A 14,991-nucleotide genomic window follows, 5' to 3' on the forward strand; every position below is an offset into this window, starting at 1 on the left:
TGTGACACACGGCGCCGACATCCGCCACGGCGGCAGGCGAAGTGGCTGACGGCTCCGAACCACGGTGGTACCCAGACCCGATCAACAGAGACCCGATCAACAGAGACCCGATCATGGGGCAGAATGCGAATGATGACTGATTTCTCTTCCCAGCCCTGGCTCGCCTCGTACGCCGAAGGGGTCCCCGCCACTATCGACCCGCCGACGCAGACGCTGGTCGACATGCTCGACGTGACTGTGCGCCGCCACCGTCGACGGGTGGCTCTCGAGTTCTTCGGGGCAGAGACGACGTACGGGGAGCTGGGCGACCAGGTCGCGCGAGTGGCCAATGCCCTGCGCAAGCTCGGCGTGCGTCGTGGTGACCGGGTCGCGCTCGTGATGCCGAACTGCCCTCAACACGTCGTGGCGTTCTACGCCATCCTGCGCATCGGTGCGATCGCCATCGAACATAACCCGCTGTACACCGAGCGCGAGTTGCGCCACCAGTTCGAGGATCACGGTGCGAAGGTCGCGATCGTCTGGGACAAAGTGGCAGGGACTGTGCTGGGATTCCCGCAGGATGTCGGCGTCGCCACTGTCGTCTCCGTCGACGTCACCCGCGCCATGCCGCTCCGGACGAGAATCGCCCTCAGGCTGCCGGTCAAGAAGGCACGGGATTCCCGCACCGCCCTCACGGTCGGTCGCGCCGTCGCTGGTGCCGTCGCGTGGAGCAGCCTCACCGACGCCTCGCGCATCAACCGCAGGATCGCCGGTCCCGAACTCGACGACATCGCCGTGCTGCAGTACACGAGCGGAACAACGGGGTCGCCGAAGGGCGCCATCCTGACCCACTCGAACCTGCGCGCAAACGCCTCACAGGGCGAGGCGTGGGTTCCCGGACTCCGCCCAGGGAAGGAAGTGTTCTACGGGGTGCTGCCGATGTTCCACGCGTATGGACTTACCCTGTGCCTGACTTTCGCGATGAGCATGGGTGCGAGACTCGTGTTGTTCCCCAAGTTCGACGAAAAGCTCGTGCTCGACGCCATGCGCACGTCGCCCGCCACGTTCCTGCCCGCGGTTCCGCCGATCTACGACCGCCTCGTGACCGCCGCGACGGCGAGGGGCGTCAGCCTCCGAGGCATCCGGTTCGCCATCTCCGGTGCCATGAACCTGCCCATCGACACCGTGACCCGGTGGGAGTCGACGACGGGGGGCCTGCTCGTCGAAGGATACGGAATGACCGAGACGTCGCCGGTCGCACTCGGCAATCCGATCGGGCCGTCACGTCGGCCCGGCACGGTCGGTGTGCCGTTCCCGAGCACTGACATCAGGGTCGTGGACCCCGAAGATCCCACCGTCGACAGGGGGATCGACGAGGAGGGCGAGCTGCTCATTCGCGGCCCGCAGGTGTTCAGCGGCTACTGGAATCGACCCAGCGACACCGCGGCGACCCTTCTCGACGGAGGCTGGCTGCGCACCGGAGATATCGTGAGGGTCTCTGCCGATGGATTCGTCACGATCGTCGATCGCATCAAGGAGTTGATCATCACCGGTGGATTCAACGTGGCACCGAGCGAGGTCGAATCAGTGCTGTTGTCGCATCCCTCGGTCGCGGATGCTGCTGTCGTCGGCCTGCCGAGCTCGTCGGGAGGCGAGGATGTCGTTGCCGTGGTGGTGCTTGCGCCCGGGACTACCCTCGATGTCAATGACTTCCGGACGTGGACGAAGTCCCATCTCGCCTCGTACAAGGTGCCGCGGCGCGTCGAGGTCGTCGACGAACTGCCACGCAACATTGTCGGAAAGGTGCTGAGGCGGGTCGTGCGCACAAATCTCCTCGACGGCTAGAGCAACCGGTGCCACGATGGAGTCATGAGCACGAATAAGACGACGGCGACGCCGGTCAGTGTCGACGAGTTCATCGCCGCGGTTCCCGACGCGCGACGGCGCGATGAGGCCGTGATTCTGCGAGAACTCATGGAGCGCGTCAGCGGGGAACCAGCGACGATGTGGGGCCCGACTATGGTCGGCTTCGGCACCCATCACTACCGGTACGCCAGCGGCAGGGAGGGCGACACCTTCGTTGTGGGTTTTTCGCCGCGAAAGCCAGCGCTCGTCCTTTACGGGATCTGGAGCGAGTACGAGCCGGAGAAATATCCGCTCGTGGGCAAGCTCGGTACCCATACGACCGGCAAGGGTTGCCTGTACGTGAAGCGGCTCTCAGACATAGAACTCGGAGTTCTCGAAACGATGGTCCAGCAGGCAGTGGCCGAGCACCGCGAGGCCTGACCCCACTACCACCCCGCGGTACCCGCTCCCCCCTTGAACGGTCCGACCACCCTGCTGGTGATCCAGCCGCCGTAGAAGTCGCCCGCCTGCGCCTGGACTGTTTCTCCGGCGACAACGCAGGAGTCCATGGCCGAGGGGTAGACGGCGACCTTATCGACGAGAGCTTCGAAACCCCGGGTCGGGGTCGGGTAGTACCAGGCCGATCGCTCGGCCGTGGCATCCGGGGACACGACCGAGAGGTACTTCGCTGTGCCCTTGAACTCGCAGAAACTGCTGCCGGCAGCGGGGACGAGGCTGCCCTCGGCGAACGCCGAGCGGGGCAGGTAGTAGACGGGTGGATGACTCGTCTCGAGCACGCGCACCGACTCCGTCGTGTCGGCGATCACCCGGCCGCCGAGGGTGACGACGATGCGCTCAGAGCTGGGTTCGACGCGGGGCGGCCGAGGATAATCCCAGACAGACTCCTGCCCGGGGCCAGGTTCGATGCGGCTCAGGCCAGGGCGGTTGCGCGAGTTCTCCATCGTCCGAGCATAAGCACCGACACTGTGAGAAGCACGCTTCCGGCGACGGCGAGGGTGAGGTTCATGAAGAACTCGAGCACGAGGAATGACGGGATGAACGACAGCACGGCGGCAAGCGCGACGATGCCGGTCGGGGGAGTCGCCGTGACCTCGCGGGGAGCTTCCCACCGGCCGACGAGGAATGACAGGGCGAAGACGGCCAGCAGCACGACGATGTAGAGCACGGGCCGCGACCACCACCAGGCGGCGCTTCCGGGTATGGGCGCTGCCCCGGGGATGAGCAGCGACGCTCCCGTGATGATCAGGATGATGGGCAGGTGCCACAGGTACACGGTCATCAGCCGGGAACCGACGATGAAGACCACTGCCCTGGCGGCATGGGTGTTCATCAGTCGGGCGAGTGCGGGGCGCAGCAGTCGGAGCACGCAGGCCTGCGCGACGGCGAGCGCTATCAGCGGCACAGTGGGCGGGTTGAGGTTGGTGAGCATGTCGAAGGGATACAGCCCGCCGAAGGTCAGCGGAAGCAGGGTCGCATAGGCGACCGCGGCGATGAGCACGAGCTGCCACCATCGGCGAGCGGCGAACCAGCCGTCCGCGTACCAGAATCCGAGTTGCTGGGCGAAGAGCCACACGAAGAACAGGTTGACGAGCCCGATCTCGTCGATCGCTGTGGCGTGCCTGATGTAATCCACGATCACGGCTCCGAGCAGGAGCGCCGCGAGGATGAGTCGCGGAGCCCGGGTGTGCAGCCTCACCATGGTCGGAACCATCGACTGGCAGAGGGTATACGCGGCGAGGAACCAGAGCGGTGATGCCGCGCCCTGTACGGCGAGGTTGAGGAGTTCCGGCGCTATCGCGGCGATGGTCGCGGCGCCGATGACGACCGCGTAGAAGATGTAGAGCGGAAGCGCGGGCTGCGCGAGCCTCAGGACCCGGTTCCGCACGTAGTCGGCGGCGGTGCCTCCGCGGCGCACTGTGCTGCGCCAGGCGGTGATCGACGCGAATCCTCCGACGACGAAGAACAGCGGCATGATCTGGCCGGCCCACGTGACACCGGCGAACCACGGTTGGGTTCCCAGCGGACTCTCGCTCGGGCTCTGGGCCACGAGCTGCCCGTCGGCGTCGAATCCGACCCCCACCATCATGAGGTGGATCGCCACCACCAACAACACACAGAACACTCGTGCGATATCGAGGGTCAGGTCTCGCTGGGAGAGGTCGATCGACGAATTCCGCGATCGGACCGTGGACGGTGATTTGGTCTGGACGGCTCGGGGAGCCACGTTGGTCATGGCGACACTCTACGAGAGATCGTCATCTCCAAATGGTCGGCACGGTCGGATACGCCCGCAGGTCGCCGTATTCGACCGCTCCGCCGAATCGCGGTCGTTTATACGGCAGGAACACGAGCAGGCCTGCACCCTCGCGATGGTCGATCCGAACCTCCACGGCATCGGTCTTCAACTCGCTCAGCCTGGTGTTGACGGTGAGCGCCGCACAGCGGATCGTGCTCGCAATGGCACGGAGCTGGATGGTCGTCGCATCCGCGATGAGGTCGGATTCAGGATGCCGGCCGAGGCCCGAGTTATCGACGTCAGCAGCCAGAAGGCGACCGTCGAGGCCCGCAACCAGTGCGAACGGATCGAATTCACTGGACTCGGCTAGGTGCTGTTGAGCGGCCCTGATGGCGGCATCGAGGATGCGGTCGACATCTGACTGCGCACTGGCGCTCAGAACGACTCGCGGCGATGGCATGAGCACACCATATCCACACCACCGGGCCGATCGCTGCCGCCACTACGGGTGCCATCAGCGGGGGTCACCGCACGTTCGTGCCGAGGACCGACTGCAGCAACCCGGTGATCGCGTCGCGCTCCTGGTCGGCGCTGAGGGTCGCCGTGCCATCGCCGGGCTGCCTGCCGTAGTCGCCGAATCCCGCGTGATTGAGGCCGTCGACCTGCACGAGATCCGCCTCTGCCGGCAGCAGGTTCGAGGCGTCATCGATCTTCGCCGGCGTGCTCAGGCCATCGTTGCTTCCGCCGATCGACAGCACGTCGAGGGTCGAATCGGAGAGGTCGTTCGCGCAATAGCTTCCGAACAGCACGAGTCCGGCGACCTCGGCGCCATCGCCGGGAGACTCGGCGAGCTGGCAGGCGCGCACCCCTCCGAGCGAATGCCCGCCGACGAACCAGCGGGTGACCTCCGGCGCATCGTCCTCGAAGAGGGAGAGCGGTCGCTGGTCGAAGAAGGCGAGATTGAGGGTGGGTTTCGTGATCACCACCGTCACGCCGCTCAACTCGACGATGCCGGAGAGCTTGAACATGTAGGCGTATGGATCGACCTTGGCTCCGGGAATGAAGACCAGTCCGCTGCCGGATGCCTCGCCAGAGGGCTCGAGCACGATGGAGTGTTCCGTGGAGGTGATGGAGACCGCCGGGTTCGACCATGCCTTGATGGCCGCCGTCCTGTCGCCCATCATCACCATGCTCGAATAGAACAGGAATGCCAGCACCAGCAGCAAAAGCACGACGACGATCACGACAGAGACACGGCGCACTCGGCGCAGGATGGGGTTCACATCATCATTCTCCCCGTTCAGTCCCACCCGGTATCGTCGGAAGGGTGACTGAACGCATCGATACCCTCGTCATCCTCGGCGCCCGTGGTGACCTCACCTCGCGGCTGCTGCTTCCGGGGCTGGCATCCCTTCTGGAATCGTCCAGGGGCACGCCGTTGACCCTGATCGGCGTCGACCGGGGTGAAGTTTCTGAGTCCGACTGGCGCGCCGCGGTGTCTGAGGCTTTTGCCACGGCTCCGTCGACGCTCGCGACGACGGTCGCCGGCTCGACCCGTTACATCAGGGCAGACGTGACGAGTGAGGATGACCTCGCCGCCGTGCTGGCGGCTGCCCCCGGTCGGGTCGCCCTCTACTTCGCGCTGCCGCCGGCGATCACCATCGCAGCGTGCACGGCCCTGGCGGACATGTCGCTGCCAGCCGGAATCGTTTTCGCGCTCGAGAAGCCCTTCGGCACCGACCTGCGGACGGCGAAGGCTCTCAACCGTTTGCTGCAGAAGATGCTCCCGGAGGAGCAGATTTTCAGGGTCGACCATTTCCTCGGCAAATCGACCGTGCTCAATATGCTCGGTGTGAGATTTGCGAATCGCATATTCGAGCCCCTCTTCTCTGCGGAGAACGTCGAGAAGGTGGAGATCGTCTTCGACGAATCTCTCGCGCTCGAGAACCGCGCCGGCTACTACGACAAAGCCGGTGCACTCGTCGACATGATCCAGAGTCACCTGCTGCTCGTGCTCGCACTCTCGACGATGGAGCCGCCGGCGAGCCTCGATGCGGACGATCTGCGTGGCGCGATGGCGCAGGTTCTGAGGGCGACGAGCATGAAGTCGAAGAACGGGTCATCCAGTCGTCGTGCACGGTATGCCGCTGGCACCGTTGCCGGCCGCGAACTTCCGGCATACGTAGATGAGGGCGGCGTGGATCCGGAGCTCGGAACCGAGACTCTCGCTGAGTTGACGCTCGAGATCGCGAACTGGCGCTGGGCCGGCGTGCCATTCACTCTCCGCTCCGGCAAAGCGCTCGGCGACGCGAAGCAGGAGGTGGTCGTCACCTTCAAGGAAGTGCCTCACCTGCCCGTCGGGCTGACCCGGGCGGCGGTGCCGTCCAGGCTCACCATGTCGATGAAGCCGGCGACGCTCGACCTCGACCTCATGGTGAACGGCGAAGGAGACCCGTTCACCCTGGAGCCGAGCATCCTGCACTCCGACCTCGGAGCCGGAGAGCTGAGTGCGTACGGCGAAGTTCTCGCGGGGCTGCTGGAAAGCGACCCGACCCTGTCGGTGCGCGGGGACGTGGCTGAGGAGTGCTGGAGGATCGTCGCGCCCGCCCTCGCGGCCTGGCGAAAGAACACGGTGCCCCTCGACGAGTATCCCGCGGGATCGAGCGGTCCGGCCGACTGGCGCTAGTCTTCTCCCTGACGGACCCCGTGCCTATCCGATTTGTGGGGCGCTCCGAAGAGCAGTCAGACGGAAGGGTTCACATGTCGGGGACGAGCGCAACGAGTGTCGCTGTGGCGCTCGCCACACCGAAGCAGGCCTACGAGATCTCGGGCCCCCTCGACCCGGCGACGTTCTATCCGCGCTCGGGCCCGCTTCCCGCGGTCACGGCCGTGCGCGAGCAGTCCGGAACCTGGGACACGATCGGTCGCACCCGCAGGCTCATCCTCTCGGGTGGCGGACACGTGATCGAGACCATCACCGACACGGATTCACCCACCTACTTCGCGTACGAACTCAGTGACTTCCAGAAGCTGTTCGGCCTGCTGGTCTCCGGCGCGAGGGCCGAGTGGCGGTTCGAGCGTATCGAGACGGGGACTCAGATCAGCTGGACCTACACGTTTTTCGGCAAACCCGGCAGGAACTGGATCGTGGCGCTGATCGTCAGGGTGCTGTGGGCTCCATACATGAACAAGGTCCTGCCGCCCATTGCTCGCGAGGTATCGCGACGAGCGGCAGGCACCACTATCTGACTCTGATCAGGCAGTTCCCAGCCTTACAGCTGGATCGTGCGGTTCTCTCCGACGTCAGGGGCCGAGCGGGTTATGAGCCCTTTCACGATCTCGAACGCACGCGCGATGGCGGGCTTGTCGATATCCCAGTACTCGATGCTCGTCGCAGCTACCTGGAGGAGTGCGACCGAGGGGTCCTCTCGACCGCCCTCGAACCACGATTCGGCGAAGGGATTCCAGAACTCGTCGATGCGGGCCTGGTCGCGGCTCACCGTGGCGGTGCCGGCGAGGGAGACGGTGTTCTGGCCGTCGATGTAGGTTACGTTGACGTGCTCGTCGAACGAGATATCGGCGGTCTTCGGGCTGGGGTCCTGCGTGAAGAACCAGACAGTCCCATCGAACTCGTGGCTCAGCACCGCGAGCGGCCGGCTCACGAGGTCGCCGTTCGAGGTGCGCGTGGTCACCGTGGCGAACCTCGTGCTCTTGATGATGTCGTTGATCGTCGTCAGGTCGTCGTGTGTCATGGTTCCACTCTGCGACCTCGACCGCAGGGACAACAGGGGTTGACCGGCCCGAGGGTCAGGGGTACCCGGAGTCGGTCAGGCCGACTTCATCACGCTCGCCGTGAAAGCCTGCACGCGCGAGATAAGCCCGGCGGTGCGGGTGGCGAGTATCTCCTCGGGGGAGGGCTGCATGGGATGCGCTGGCGGCAGCATCCTGATCAGGTGCGAACACGCCAGGTCGTTGCAGAGATACGTTCCGATGGTGTTGCCGTCGCGACCGGCCTGCCCTGACCGTGGCGCGGAAAACAGGCTGATCTCGTCGGAGCGGCGGGTGATCCGACACAGCGAGCACATAGCGGAGATGCCGGGCTGGAGTGAGAATTCGGATGACCGCAGCAGGATCCCGACGGGCCTGTCGTCAGCCCAATGCACGAGATACGCGCGCTGGTGTGCCTGCTGGTCGCGCCACCCCAGGTACTCGCGGTCGGCCCAGATCACGTCGTGCAGTCCCGGCATCGGAACCCGTTCGGCCTCGCCCCGGGTGGCGTTGACGAAACTCTCGCGGATGTCGGCGGGGGTGAGCGGCTTCACCCTTCCACCCTACCTAGGCCGCACCGATCGTCAGGGGCAGGTGAAGCCGGCCTCTACCATGTCGATCAATCGCTGGGTCACAGCATCGGCCTGCTCGCGGGGGAGTGCCCGAAGTGGTCCATCGATGAGCAACAGGGCGAATCCGTGCACCGCCGACCAGGCAAGGAATTCGGCCTGTGGTCGACGCTCGGCGGGCATCGCGCCCGAGGCCACCAATTGGTCGAGCGCTGACGTCAACAACTCGAGGGGCGAGCGGCCGCTGGGTCCGGCCTTGGTGGGGGCCGACGATGATTCGAGGTCAGACGGCACAAAGAACGCGGCGTGGAAGAGACCGGGATTGTCGAGTGCGAACCTGACATATCCTGTGCCCACGGCGCGAAGCTGGGCGCGACCCACGGTGTCGGGTTCCCCGTGCGGAATGTCTGCGAAGATCTCATCGATCGTCGTCGCGAGCATGGCCAGGGCCGCATCGCTGACGGCCGCCAACAGGGCATCGCGATCGGCGAAGTGTCGGTAGGCGGCGTTGGGCGAAACGCCGACCTGGCGGGTCGCTTCCCTGAGCACAACGGCATCCGGTCCACCCTGGCTCGCCAGTTCGATGCCTGCGGTGAGCAGCGCCTGCCTGAGGTCCCCGTGGTGATAGTTCGGTCGGCCATAGATCGCGGTGGAGATGGTTGTCCTCTTCTGTAGACGGTCGTCCCATCCTATGCCAGTGTTTACGGCGTACACATCTTCACCGGGCGCACGAGAGGGAGAAACAGCGTGTTCACAGATTCAGCGGCTTTCAGTGGCTTTTCGGTCGACGACATCGATGCAGCCAGAATCTTCTATCGCGACATCCTCGAGTTGGATGTGAGCGACAACTCGATGGGCTTCCTCACCATCCACCTGCCGACCGGCGGGGTGATTCTGGTCTATCCCAAGCCCGACCACGTGCCGGCGACCTTCACTATCCTGAATTTTCCGGTCGCCGACATCGACGCTGCCGTCGACGCCCTGAACGCGCGCGGCGTTGTGACGAAGATCTACGACGGGTTCACCGACGAACGAGGGATCTCCCGCCCGAACGACCCGACGTTCGGGCCACCGATCTGCTGGTTCAGGGACCCCGCCGGAAACGTGCTGGCCGTGCTCGTCGACTGACCGGGCTGACCCTCCGGCTGTCGGTGGTTGAATGGAGTCGTGACAGCACTGGCCGACCTCGCCGCGGATCTGTCGAGTGCGAACTTCACGGTCGATGCCCTCGCCGAACTTTGGGGGCAGGATGCCTCGGCAGCCCTCCATCGCGGCCAGCGGGTGCCCGCGCTCAGGCGGATCACGACCACGACACCGCTCTCCACGCTGGCACGGGTGTTCGTTCTCGGTCTTGCCGCCGAGCCCGCCGATGTGGACGCAGCACTTCCGACGCTCGGCCTCGCCGGAGCCGTCGAACTCGGTCTCGTGACGGCCCAGGGAGCTCCGCGGCTCGACCTGCGCCCTTATTCCTTTGCCGACGACCGTGGCCTGGTCAGCTGGTGGATCGCGTCAGACCTCGGTGAGCTCGCCCTCGGCACGCCGATTCCCGAGAATCACGTGCTGGGCGTCGGTGGGGCATCCACGACTCTGAGCGGCCTGATGATCTCGGAGCCCGTCGAGCTCGCTCTCGACCTCGGAACGGGCTGCGGAATCCAGGCGCTCCATGCCGCCCGCCACGCCACCAGGGTGATCGCGACGGATATCTCAGCCCGGGCGCTCGAACTCGCAGCGTTCAACGCCGAGCTCAACGGCATCATCAACATCGAGTTGCGCCTCGGCAGCCTGTTCGAGCCCGTGCTCGAGGAGTCGTTCGGCCACGTCGTCTCCAATCCGCCGTTCGTGATCACCCCCCGCGGGCAGGATGGGGTGCCCGCCTACGAATACCGTGACGGTGGAATGGTCGGTGATGGGATCGTGGCCTCCGTCATCAAGGATGTCGAGTCGCGGCTCGTTCCGGGAGGAATCGCGCAGCTGCTCGGCAACTGGGAGTACGGCGCCTCGGACGGGCTCGTTCGGGTAGAGCAGTGGGTGCGTTTCACCGGCCTCGACGCGTGGGTGATCGAACGCGAGCGGCAGACGGTCGAACGCTATGCGGAGACCTGGATCCGCGATGGCGGAACGCTCCCAGGGCCTGAATTCGACCGACTGTATAACGCGTGGCTCGACGACTTCGAGTCACGGGGAGTCACCGAGGTCGGGTTCGGATACGTCACACTTCGCCGGCCACTGACAGGGGGGCCGGTCATCCGCCGTTTCGAAAGACTCGACGCGCCCCTCGCCGATTCCTTGGGCACGAGCATCGCGGCGTTCTTCTCCGCCGCAGACTGGCTGCACTCGATGGATGACGCGGCCTTCGCTCGCGCCACGTTCACCGTGACCCCCGACGTCACAGAGCAGCGGCACTACTGGCCGGGCGACGAGCATCCCACCGTGATGGACCTCCGGCAGGGCGCGGGTTTCTCTCGCACAGTTCCCCTCGGCACGGCGCTGGCCGCCGTCGTGGGCGCCTGCGACGGAACACTGCCCGTGGGGGTGATCTGCGCCGCGGTGGCACAACTCCTCGAGGTGGACGACGACGAGCTGACGAGCGAACTGCTGCCCCAGCTGCGCGAACTGGTTCTAACCGGACTGTTGCGGGGATAGCGCACAGCCCTCCGGGTGATTCGCCCCGATCGCGCGAGGCGGATCAAGGCGAGTGGGGTCAGCGCGGGTCGCGGCCGGTAACGGCGAGCAGGCGCTGCTGCAGCGGCGCATCATCCGGAATCGGCACGGGTGAGGCGAACAGGCCACTCGCTGCAAGGGTTTCTTTCTGGGGTTCGAAGACGGTCCAGACCGCCTCGACCAGGCTCGGGTCGAGAGTCTCGACTGCGCCGATGGCCCGTGACAGGTCCCAGGTGTGGATCGTCACATCGGCGACCTGCTCGCGCAGGAACTCCTCCATGGTGACCGTGTCATACGACAACTGCACCACGGTGTCAGGCGACGTCGCCTCCCAGGCCGTGGTGGCAGCGAATGAGTACAACTGCCACTCTGCGCGGAGGTCATCCCTCAGCGGTTCGAGTTCTGTGCGGGCCGCCTCGATCGATGAACCGGCCAGCAGGTAGGGGACCCATTGCTGCTCCTCGATGACGTGGCTGACGAGATCCCGCACCGTCCATTCGGTCGCGGGAGTCGAGACGTCCCAGTCGCTGACGGCCGCAAGTCGCTGGTCGAACTCGCGGTGAGCCTGTTTCTGAAGTTCAAGCCAGTCGTGTGCCATGGTGCGCCTTCCGGTGTCGATTCGAGAGTAGCAACCGCCACCGCCCGGCCATGATTCCCTGCCGGACGGATGCTCCCACCTGCCGTTCACGGTACTCACACCTTTCGCGAAGGACGCGGGGTGATACTGGAGCAATGAGTGCGAGAAGGATGATGCTGTTGGGCGTCACTCTCGTGTATCTCACCCTGCTCGTCTGTGCGACCTTCATGACGAGCCCCGCGACTGCTCGCGACCAGTGGTACTGGCCGGTGGTGGCTTTCGTGCCGGTGGGAGTGTTGCTGCTGCTGTCGCTCGGGCGGCGCCGATGGTGGGCAGCCTTCGCGTTCAGCGTGCTGGCGGCGGTGTGGATCGAGACGGCACAATCAGCATGGATGCCGGCCGGCTATGCGCGGCTCAGCGACGTCGCCTGGGCGACGGCTGGCGCCATCATCGGCGTCGTCATCGCGTCGATGTTGACCGCTCCCCGTTCGCGATTGATGCGTGCACATGAATCACACAGGGTCGTCAGTCAAGCTGGTACCAGGGAAATTCCCCAGGACTGAGTGAGCCCCGGCGCGACAGCACCGCCGGATGAGCTCCCTTCGAGGCCGCACCGCACCATCCAGGGTGCCGACTACCCCTCCTTGTGTGCCATTCGCGCACGCGCCGTGCCTGTGCACGCGCCGACCTCGAAAGACCATTCCCTTGCCACATGACTCACGCGCGCCCGAACCCGCTGCGCCCACCCTCAATGTTCCCCATCAGCGCGGATTGCTTCGGCTCTTCCGCTCGCCGCGCAGGGCTGTTCTGCTCTCAGCCATCGCCGCGATCGGGCTGCTCTCGAGTGTTCCGTCGCTGCCGCCGGGAGCTTTCGCCTCGCCTGCCTATGACACGACAGTGCGCGTCCAGGCGCTCGTCACGCAGCCCGTCCCCATCGCGACGCCCCAGCGGGACAGGTTCGCGATGTCCACGTTCTCCGTGGTCCAGTGGCCCGTCCCCGTATCTACCCCGATCAGTAGCGGATTCGGCCTCAGGGAGTGCGAGGGGTGCTCGACCGACCACACCGGCACCGATTTCAATCCGGGATCCGGATTCCCGGTCCAGGCCATCTCGGCGGGAGTGGTGACCGAGGCCGGCTGGGACTCCACCGGGTACGGCAATAAAGTGGTGGTCCAGCATGTCGTCGATGGCCAGGTGGTGTCGAGTCTCTACGCCCATCTGCAGGATGACTCGATCGGCGTCAGCGTCGGCGACGTGGTGTCCCGGGGACAGCAGCTCGGACTCGTGGGATCGACCGGTCAATCAACAGGCGCGCACCTGCACCTCAGTCTCATCATCGATGGGGCCATGATCGATCCGTATCCCTGGCTTCTCGCGCACGTGAATTCTTAGCGCGATCCGACCCGATTCCCAGATTCGGATCATACGCTGGAGCGGACGGGCGCCAGCCCGACACCGGGAGGATGCAATGGGATTTTTCGACAGGCTCTTCGGCGCACCCGACCAGGCCCCGCCACCTCCTGCGCGACAGGGGACGACACCTCGCAGTAACGACGACATTGCTGTCGAGCGATACAGGTACCTGCTGCGCACGGCGCCGCCAGAGACCATCGAACAGGTTCACGCCGAAGCATTCGCCAGGCTGACCGACGAGCAGCGGTCGAAGATCTTCACCGAACTATCGCAGAATGCCCCGGCCGGCGAAGCGCCGCGGGGGCAGGATGCCGCCTCTCTCGCCTCGGCGGCGACGAGGTCCGAGCTGCGCCAGCCCGGCACGATGGAGCGATCGTTCCAGGGACCGGGCTTCGGCAGCATGGTGGGAAGCACCATTCTCGGCACTGTCGCCGGCTACGTGATCGGCTCGGCACTCGTATCGGCGTTCATGCCTGATCTCGGCGGCCAGGATGCCGCGGCCGACGCTGGCTCCGACCCCGGTGCGGATTCCGGTGCTGACGCGAGCGCGGATGGCGGTGGCGACTTCGGTGGCGGGGACTTCGGTGGCGGTGGCGACTTCGGCGGCGATTTCGGCTTCTGACCACGCGCCGGAGGGTCTCGACAGCGTCAGGGGCACCGTCGGCTAGCCTCGACCGGTGAATGATGACCGATACGGCAGTGACGTTCTCGCAGGTTTCACGAAGCGGCGGGGGCCGGCTCCGATTCCCGAGCTCCCGGTCGAGCGCGGGCTGGTCCTCGAGGAGACAGGGACTGGTTTCGTCGGTGCGATAGTCGCATACGCGAACGGGATGATCGAACTCGAGGATCGACTCGGGGCGATCCGTACCTTCACCCTCGGCGCCGGGTTTCTCGTCGATGGCAGCCCGGTGAAGCTCGTGCGACCTCAGCCGAAGGCGGCGGCGCCGCTGCGTAGCGCTTCGGGTTCTGTCGCCGTCGAGGGCCAGCGCGCGAGGGTCGCTCTTCCCAGCCGCATTTTCGTCGAGGGACGGCATGACGCCGAACTCGTCGAGAAGGTGTGGGGCCACGACCTGCGCGTCGAGGGCGTCGTCGTGGAATACCTTGCCGGCGTGGACGACCTGGAATCGATCCTGAAGCAGTTCGGACCGGGACCGGGCCGCAAGGTGGGAGTTCTCGTCGACCATCTCGTCGCCGGCTCGAAGGAATCACGCATCGCTGACGCGGTAAATCGTGGGACGTCCCGCGAGCATGTGCTCGTCGTCGGTCATCCGTTCATCGATGTCTGGCAGGCGGTCAAGCCACACAGGCTGGGCATGACCGCGTGGCCGGTGATTCCGCGGGGAACCGAGTGGAAACACGGGGTCTGTGAGGCGATGGGATGGCCGCACGAAGATCAGGCCGATATCGCCCGTGCCTGGCAGCACATCCTGTCACGCGTCGACAGCTATGCCGACCTCGAGCCGCAGTTGCTCGGCAGGGTCGAGCAACTGATCGACTTCGTCACGACCTAGAGCGGTCAGCTCGGGTTCGACCGGCGTCGGCGGTGAGCGAGACACACCATCTCGACGGCGACATCCCAGGAGAGGGACTGGCCGACCTCGACAGCCTTGATCTGCCGCTCACCGCAGAGCGCGACATAGACGCTCCCGACCCGCTCGACGAATCCCATCGTGTCACGCACATCGAGCACGGCGTACACGTCGTCGCGCACGAGTGCGATCGACGGTTCGGGTCGTTCACGCCGTGCCGGTGCGGACTGTGCAGGCAGGCGGGAGTGCGATGAAGCGTGGGGGAGTTGGCTGATCGACATTGGTCGCCTTTCGACATGGGGTACATATCTATTCGACCATCGACGGGCTTCCGGCAAAAGAGCTTGACAGATACTCCGGATCGGGTTACAACTTTCCTCAGTTCTCCGCGAC

General features: G+C 65.5%; 19 protein-coding genes. 10 read left to right on the forward strand and 9 right to left on the reverse strand.

Annotated elements, in window-relative coordinates; genetic code table 11:
- Positions 1–132: 132 nt before the first annotated feature.
- Together IWX81_RS00790 and IWX81_RS00795 are read left to right on the forward strand one after the other, a co-directional pair.
- Positions 133–1,824 (forward strand): long-chain-fatty-acid--CoA ligase, encoded by a 1,692-nt coding sequence (locus tag IWX81_RS00790; RefSeq protein WP_199279392.1) that lies wholly within the window; start codon positions 133–135, stop codon positions 1,822–1,824.
- Between the two features lie 24 nt (positions 1,825–1,848).
- Positions 1,849–2,265 (forward strand): DUF1801 domain-containing protein, encoded by a 417-nt coding sequence (locus tag IWX81_RS00795; RefSeq protein WP_199279393.1) that lies wholly within the window; start codon positions 1,849–1,851, stop codon positions 2,263–2,265.
- Positions 2,266–2,270: 5 nt separating this feature from the next.
- On the opposite strand, the gene IWX81_RS00800 is transcribed toward IWX81_RS00795, so the two are convergent.
- The 4 genes from IWX81_RS00800 to IWX81_RS00815 form a co-directional block, all read right to left on the reverse strand.
- Positions 2,271–2,786 (reverse strand): DUF427 domain-containing protein, encoded by a 516-nt coding sequence (locus IWX81_RS00800; RefSeq protein ID WP_199279394.1) that lies wholly within the window; start codon positions 2,784–2,786, stop codon positions 2,271–2,273.
- The gene (locus IWX81_RS00805; RefSeq protein WP_199279395.1) at positions 2,756–4,078 is read right to left on the reverse strand and encodes an acyltransferase family protein; all 1,323 of its coding nucleotides are present in this window, start codon (positions 4,076–4,078) and stop codon (positions 2,756–2,758) included. Before IWX81_RS00805 ends, IWX81_RS00800 begins: the two co-directional genes overlap by 31 nt.
- Positions 4,079–4,100: 22 nt before the next feature.
- Positions 4,101–4,541 (reverse strand): hypothetical protein, encoded by a 441-nt coding sequence (locus IWX81_RS00810; protein WP_199279396.1) that lies wholly within the window; start codon positions 4,539–4,541, stop codon positions 4,101–4,103.
- Positions 4,542–4,605: 64 nt separating this feature from the next.
- Positions 4,606–5,364, reverse strand: coding sequence for an alpha/beta hydrolase (locus tag IWX81_RS00815; protein ID WP_334592522.1), 759 nt, complete (start codon positions 5,362–5,364; stop codon positions 4,606–4,608).
- A gap of 44 nt (positions 5,365–5,408) precedes the next feature.
- Here IWX81_RS00815 and IWX81_RS00820 point away from each other — a divergent pair, with 44 nt between their 5' ends.
- Positions 5,409–6,767: a glucose-6-phosphate dehydrogenase gene (locus IWX81_RS00820; RefSeq protein WP_334592524.1), complete on the forward strand. Its 1,359-nt coding sequence runs from the start codon at positions 5,409–5,411 to the stop codon at positions 6,765–6,767.
- 74 nt (positions 6,768–6,841) lie between these two features.
- Positions 6,842–7,330 carry an SRPBCC family protein gene (locus IWX81_RS00825; protein ID WP_199279398.1) on the forward strand — a complete coding sequence of 163 codons (489 nt, stop codon included), beginning with the start codon at positions 6,842–6,844 and terminating at the stop codon, positions 7,328–7,330.
- A 23-nt stretch (positions 7,331–7,353) separates the two neighbouring features.
- Here IWX81_RS00825 and IWX81_RS00830 read toward each other — a convergent pair whose 3' ends face one another.
- The 3 genes from IWX81_RS00830 to IWX81_RS00840 form a co-directional block, all read right to left on the reverse strand.
- Complete coding sequence (locus IWX81_RS00830) at positions 7,354–7,833, reverse strand: pyridoxamine 5'-phosphate oxidase family protein (protein WP_199279399.1); 480 nt, start codon at positions 7,831–7,833, stop codon at positions 7,354–7,356.
- Between the two features lie 75 nt (positions 7,834–7,908).
- Entirely contained in the window at positions 7,909–8,403 is a 495-nt protein-coding gene (locus IWX81_RS00835; protein ID WP_199279400.1) for an FBP domain-containing protein, read from the reverse strand.
- A 30-nt stretch (positions 8,404–8,433) separates the two neighbouring features.
- Complete coding sequence (locus IWX81_RS00840; RefSeq protein ID WP_334592530.1) at positions 8,434–9,132, reverse strand: TetR/AcrR family transcriptional regulator; 699 nt, start codon at positions 9,130–9,132, stop codon at positions 8,434–8,436.
- A 33-nt stretch (positions 9,133–9,165) separates the two neighbouring features.
- Between IWX81_RS00840 and IWX81_RS00845 the strand changes: the two genes are divergently transcribed.
- Both IWX81_RS00845 and IWX81_RS00850 read left to right on the forward strand, forming a co-directional pair.
- A complete protein-coding gene (locus IWX81_RS00845) occupies positions 9,166–9,546 on the forward strand; it encodes a VOC family protein (RefSeq protein WP_199279401.1) in 381 nt (126 codons plus the stop codon).
- Between the two features lie 39 nt (positions 9,547–9,585).
- Entirely contained in the window at positions 9,586–11,061 is a 1,476-nt protein-coding gene (locus IWX81_RS00850) for a DUF7059 domain-containing protein (protein ID WP_334592531.1), read from the forward strand.
- A 58-nt stretch (positions 11,062–11,119) separates the two neighbouring features.
- Here IWX81_RS00850 and IWX81_RS00855 read toward each other — a convergent pair whose 3' ends face one another.
- A complete protein-coding gene (locus IWX81_RS00855) occupies positions 11,120–11,677 on the reverse strand; it encodes a TIGR03086 family metal-binding protein (RefSeq protein WP_199279403.1) in 558 nt (185 codons plus the stop codon).
- 134 nt (positions 11,678–11,811) lie between these two features.
- On the opposite strand from IWX81_RS00855, the gene IWX81_RS00860 reads away from it, so the two are divergent.
- From IWX81_RS00860 to IWX81_RS00875, 4 genes are all read left to right on the forward strand, one after another.
- Positions 11,812–12,219 carry a VanZ family protein gene (locus tag IWX81_RS00860; protein ID WP_334592533.1) on the forward strand — a complete coding sequence of 136 codons (408 nt, stop codon included), beginning with the start codon at positions 11,812–11,814 and terminating at the stop codon, positions 12,217–12,219.
- Positions 12,220–12,361: 142 nt separating this feature from the next.
- Positions 12,362–13,048, forward strand: coding sequence for a M23 family metallopeptidase (locus tag IWX81_RS00865; RefSeq protein WP_199279404.1), 687 nt, complete (start codon positions 12,362–12,364; stop codon positions 13,046–13,048).
- A gap of 76 nt (positions 13,049–13,124) precedes the next feature.
- Positions 13,125–13,691, forward strand: coding sequence for a hypothetical protein (locus tag IWX81_RS00870; RefSeq protein WP_199279405.1), 567 nt, complete (start codon positions 13,125–13,127; stop codon positions 13,689–13,691).
- Positions 13,692–13,746: 55 nt separating this feature from the next.
- Positions 13,747–14,580, forward strand: a complete 834-nt coding sequence (locus IWX81_RS00875) for a DUF3097 domain-containing protein (protein ID WP_199279406.1) — start codon at positions 13,747–13,749, stop codon at positions 14,578–14,580.
- A gap of 5 nt (positions 14,581–14,585) precedes the next feature.
- Here the strand turns inward: IWX81_RS00875 and IWX81_RS00880 are convergent, their stop codons facing one another.
- Positions 14,586–14,879, reverse strand: coding sequence for a hypothetical protein (locus IWX81_RS00880; protein WP_199279407.1), 294 nt, complete (start codon positions 14,877–14,879; stop codon positions 14,586–14,588).
- Positions 14,880–14,991 lie beyond the last annotated feature (112 nt).

The sequence above is a fragment of the Salinibacterium sp. CAN_S4 genome, from assembly GCF_015752305.1.
Lineage (GTDB): Bacteria > Actinomycetota > Actinomycetes > Actinomycetales > Microbacteriaceae > Rhodoglobus.

Bases quoted from the DNA above. Each gene is read 5' to 3' on its own strand.
- IWX81_RS00790 (WP_199279392.1), top strand. From the start codon at position 133: ATGACTGATTTCTCTTCCCAGCCCTGGCTCGCCTCGTACGCCGAAGGG.
- IWX81_RS00795 (WP_199279393.1), top strand. From the start codon at position 1,849: ATGAGCACGAATAAGACGACGGCGACGCCGGTCAGTGTCGACGAGTTC.
- IWX81_RS00800 (WP_199279394.1), bottom strand. From the start codon at position 2,786: ATGGAGAACTCGCGCAACCGCCCTGGCCTGAGCCGCATCGAACCTGGC.
- IWX81_RS00805 (WP_199279395.1), bottom strand. From the start codon at position 4,078: ATGACCAACGTGGCTCCCCGAGCCGTCCAGACCAAATCACCGTCCACG.
- IWX81_RS00810 (WP_199279396.1), bottom strand. From the start codon at position 4,541: ATGCCATCGCCGCGAGTCGTTCTGAGCGCCAGTGCGCAGTCAGATGTC.
- IWX81_RS00825 (WP_199279398.1), top strand. From the start codon at position 6,842: ATGTCGGGGACGAGCGCAACGAGTGTCGCTGTGGCGCTCGCCACACCG.
- IWX81_RS00830 (WP_199279399.1), bottom strand. From the start codon at position 7,833: ATGACACACGACGACCTGACGACGATCAACGACATCATCAAGAGCACG.
- IWX81_RS00855 (WP_199279403.1), bottom strand. From the start codon at position 11,677: ATGGCACACGACTGGCTTGAACTTCAGAAACAGGCTCACCGCGAGTTC.
- IWX81_RS00860 (WP_334592533.1), top strand. From the start codon at position 11,812: ATGAGTGCGAGAAGGATGATGCTGTTGGGCGTCACTCTCGTGTATCTC.
- IWX81_RS00870 (WP_199279405.1), top strand. From the start codon at position 13,125: ATGGGATTTTTCGACAGGCTCTTCGGCGCACCCGACCAGGCCCCGCCA.
- IWX81_RS00880 (WP_199279407.1), bottom strand. From the start codon at position 14,879: ATGTCGATCAGCCAACTCCCCCACGCTTCATCGCACTCCCGCCTGCCT.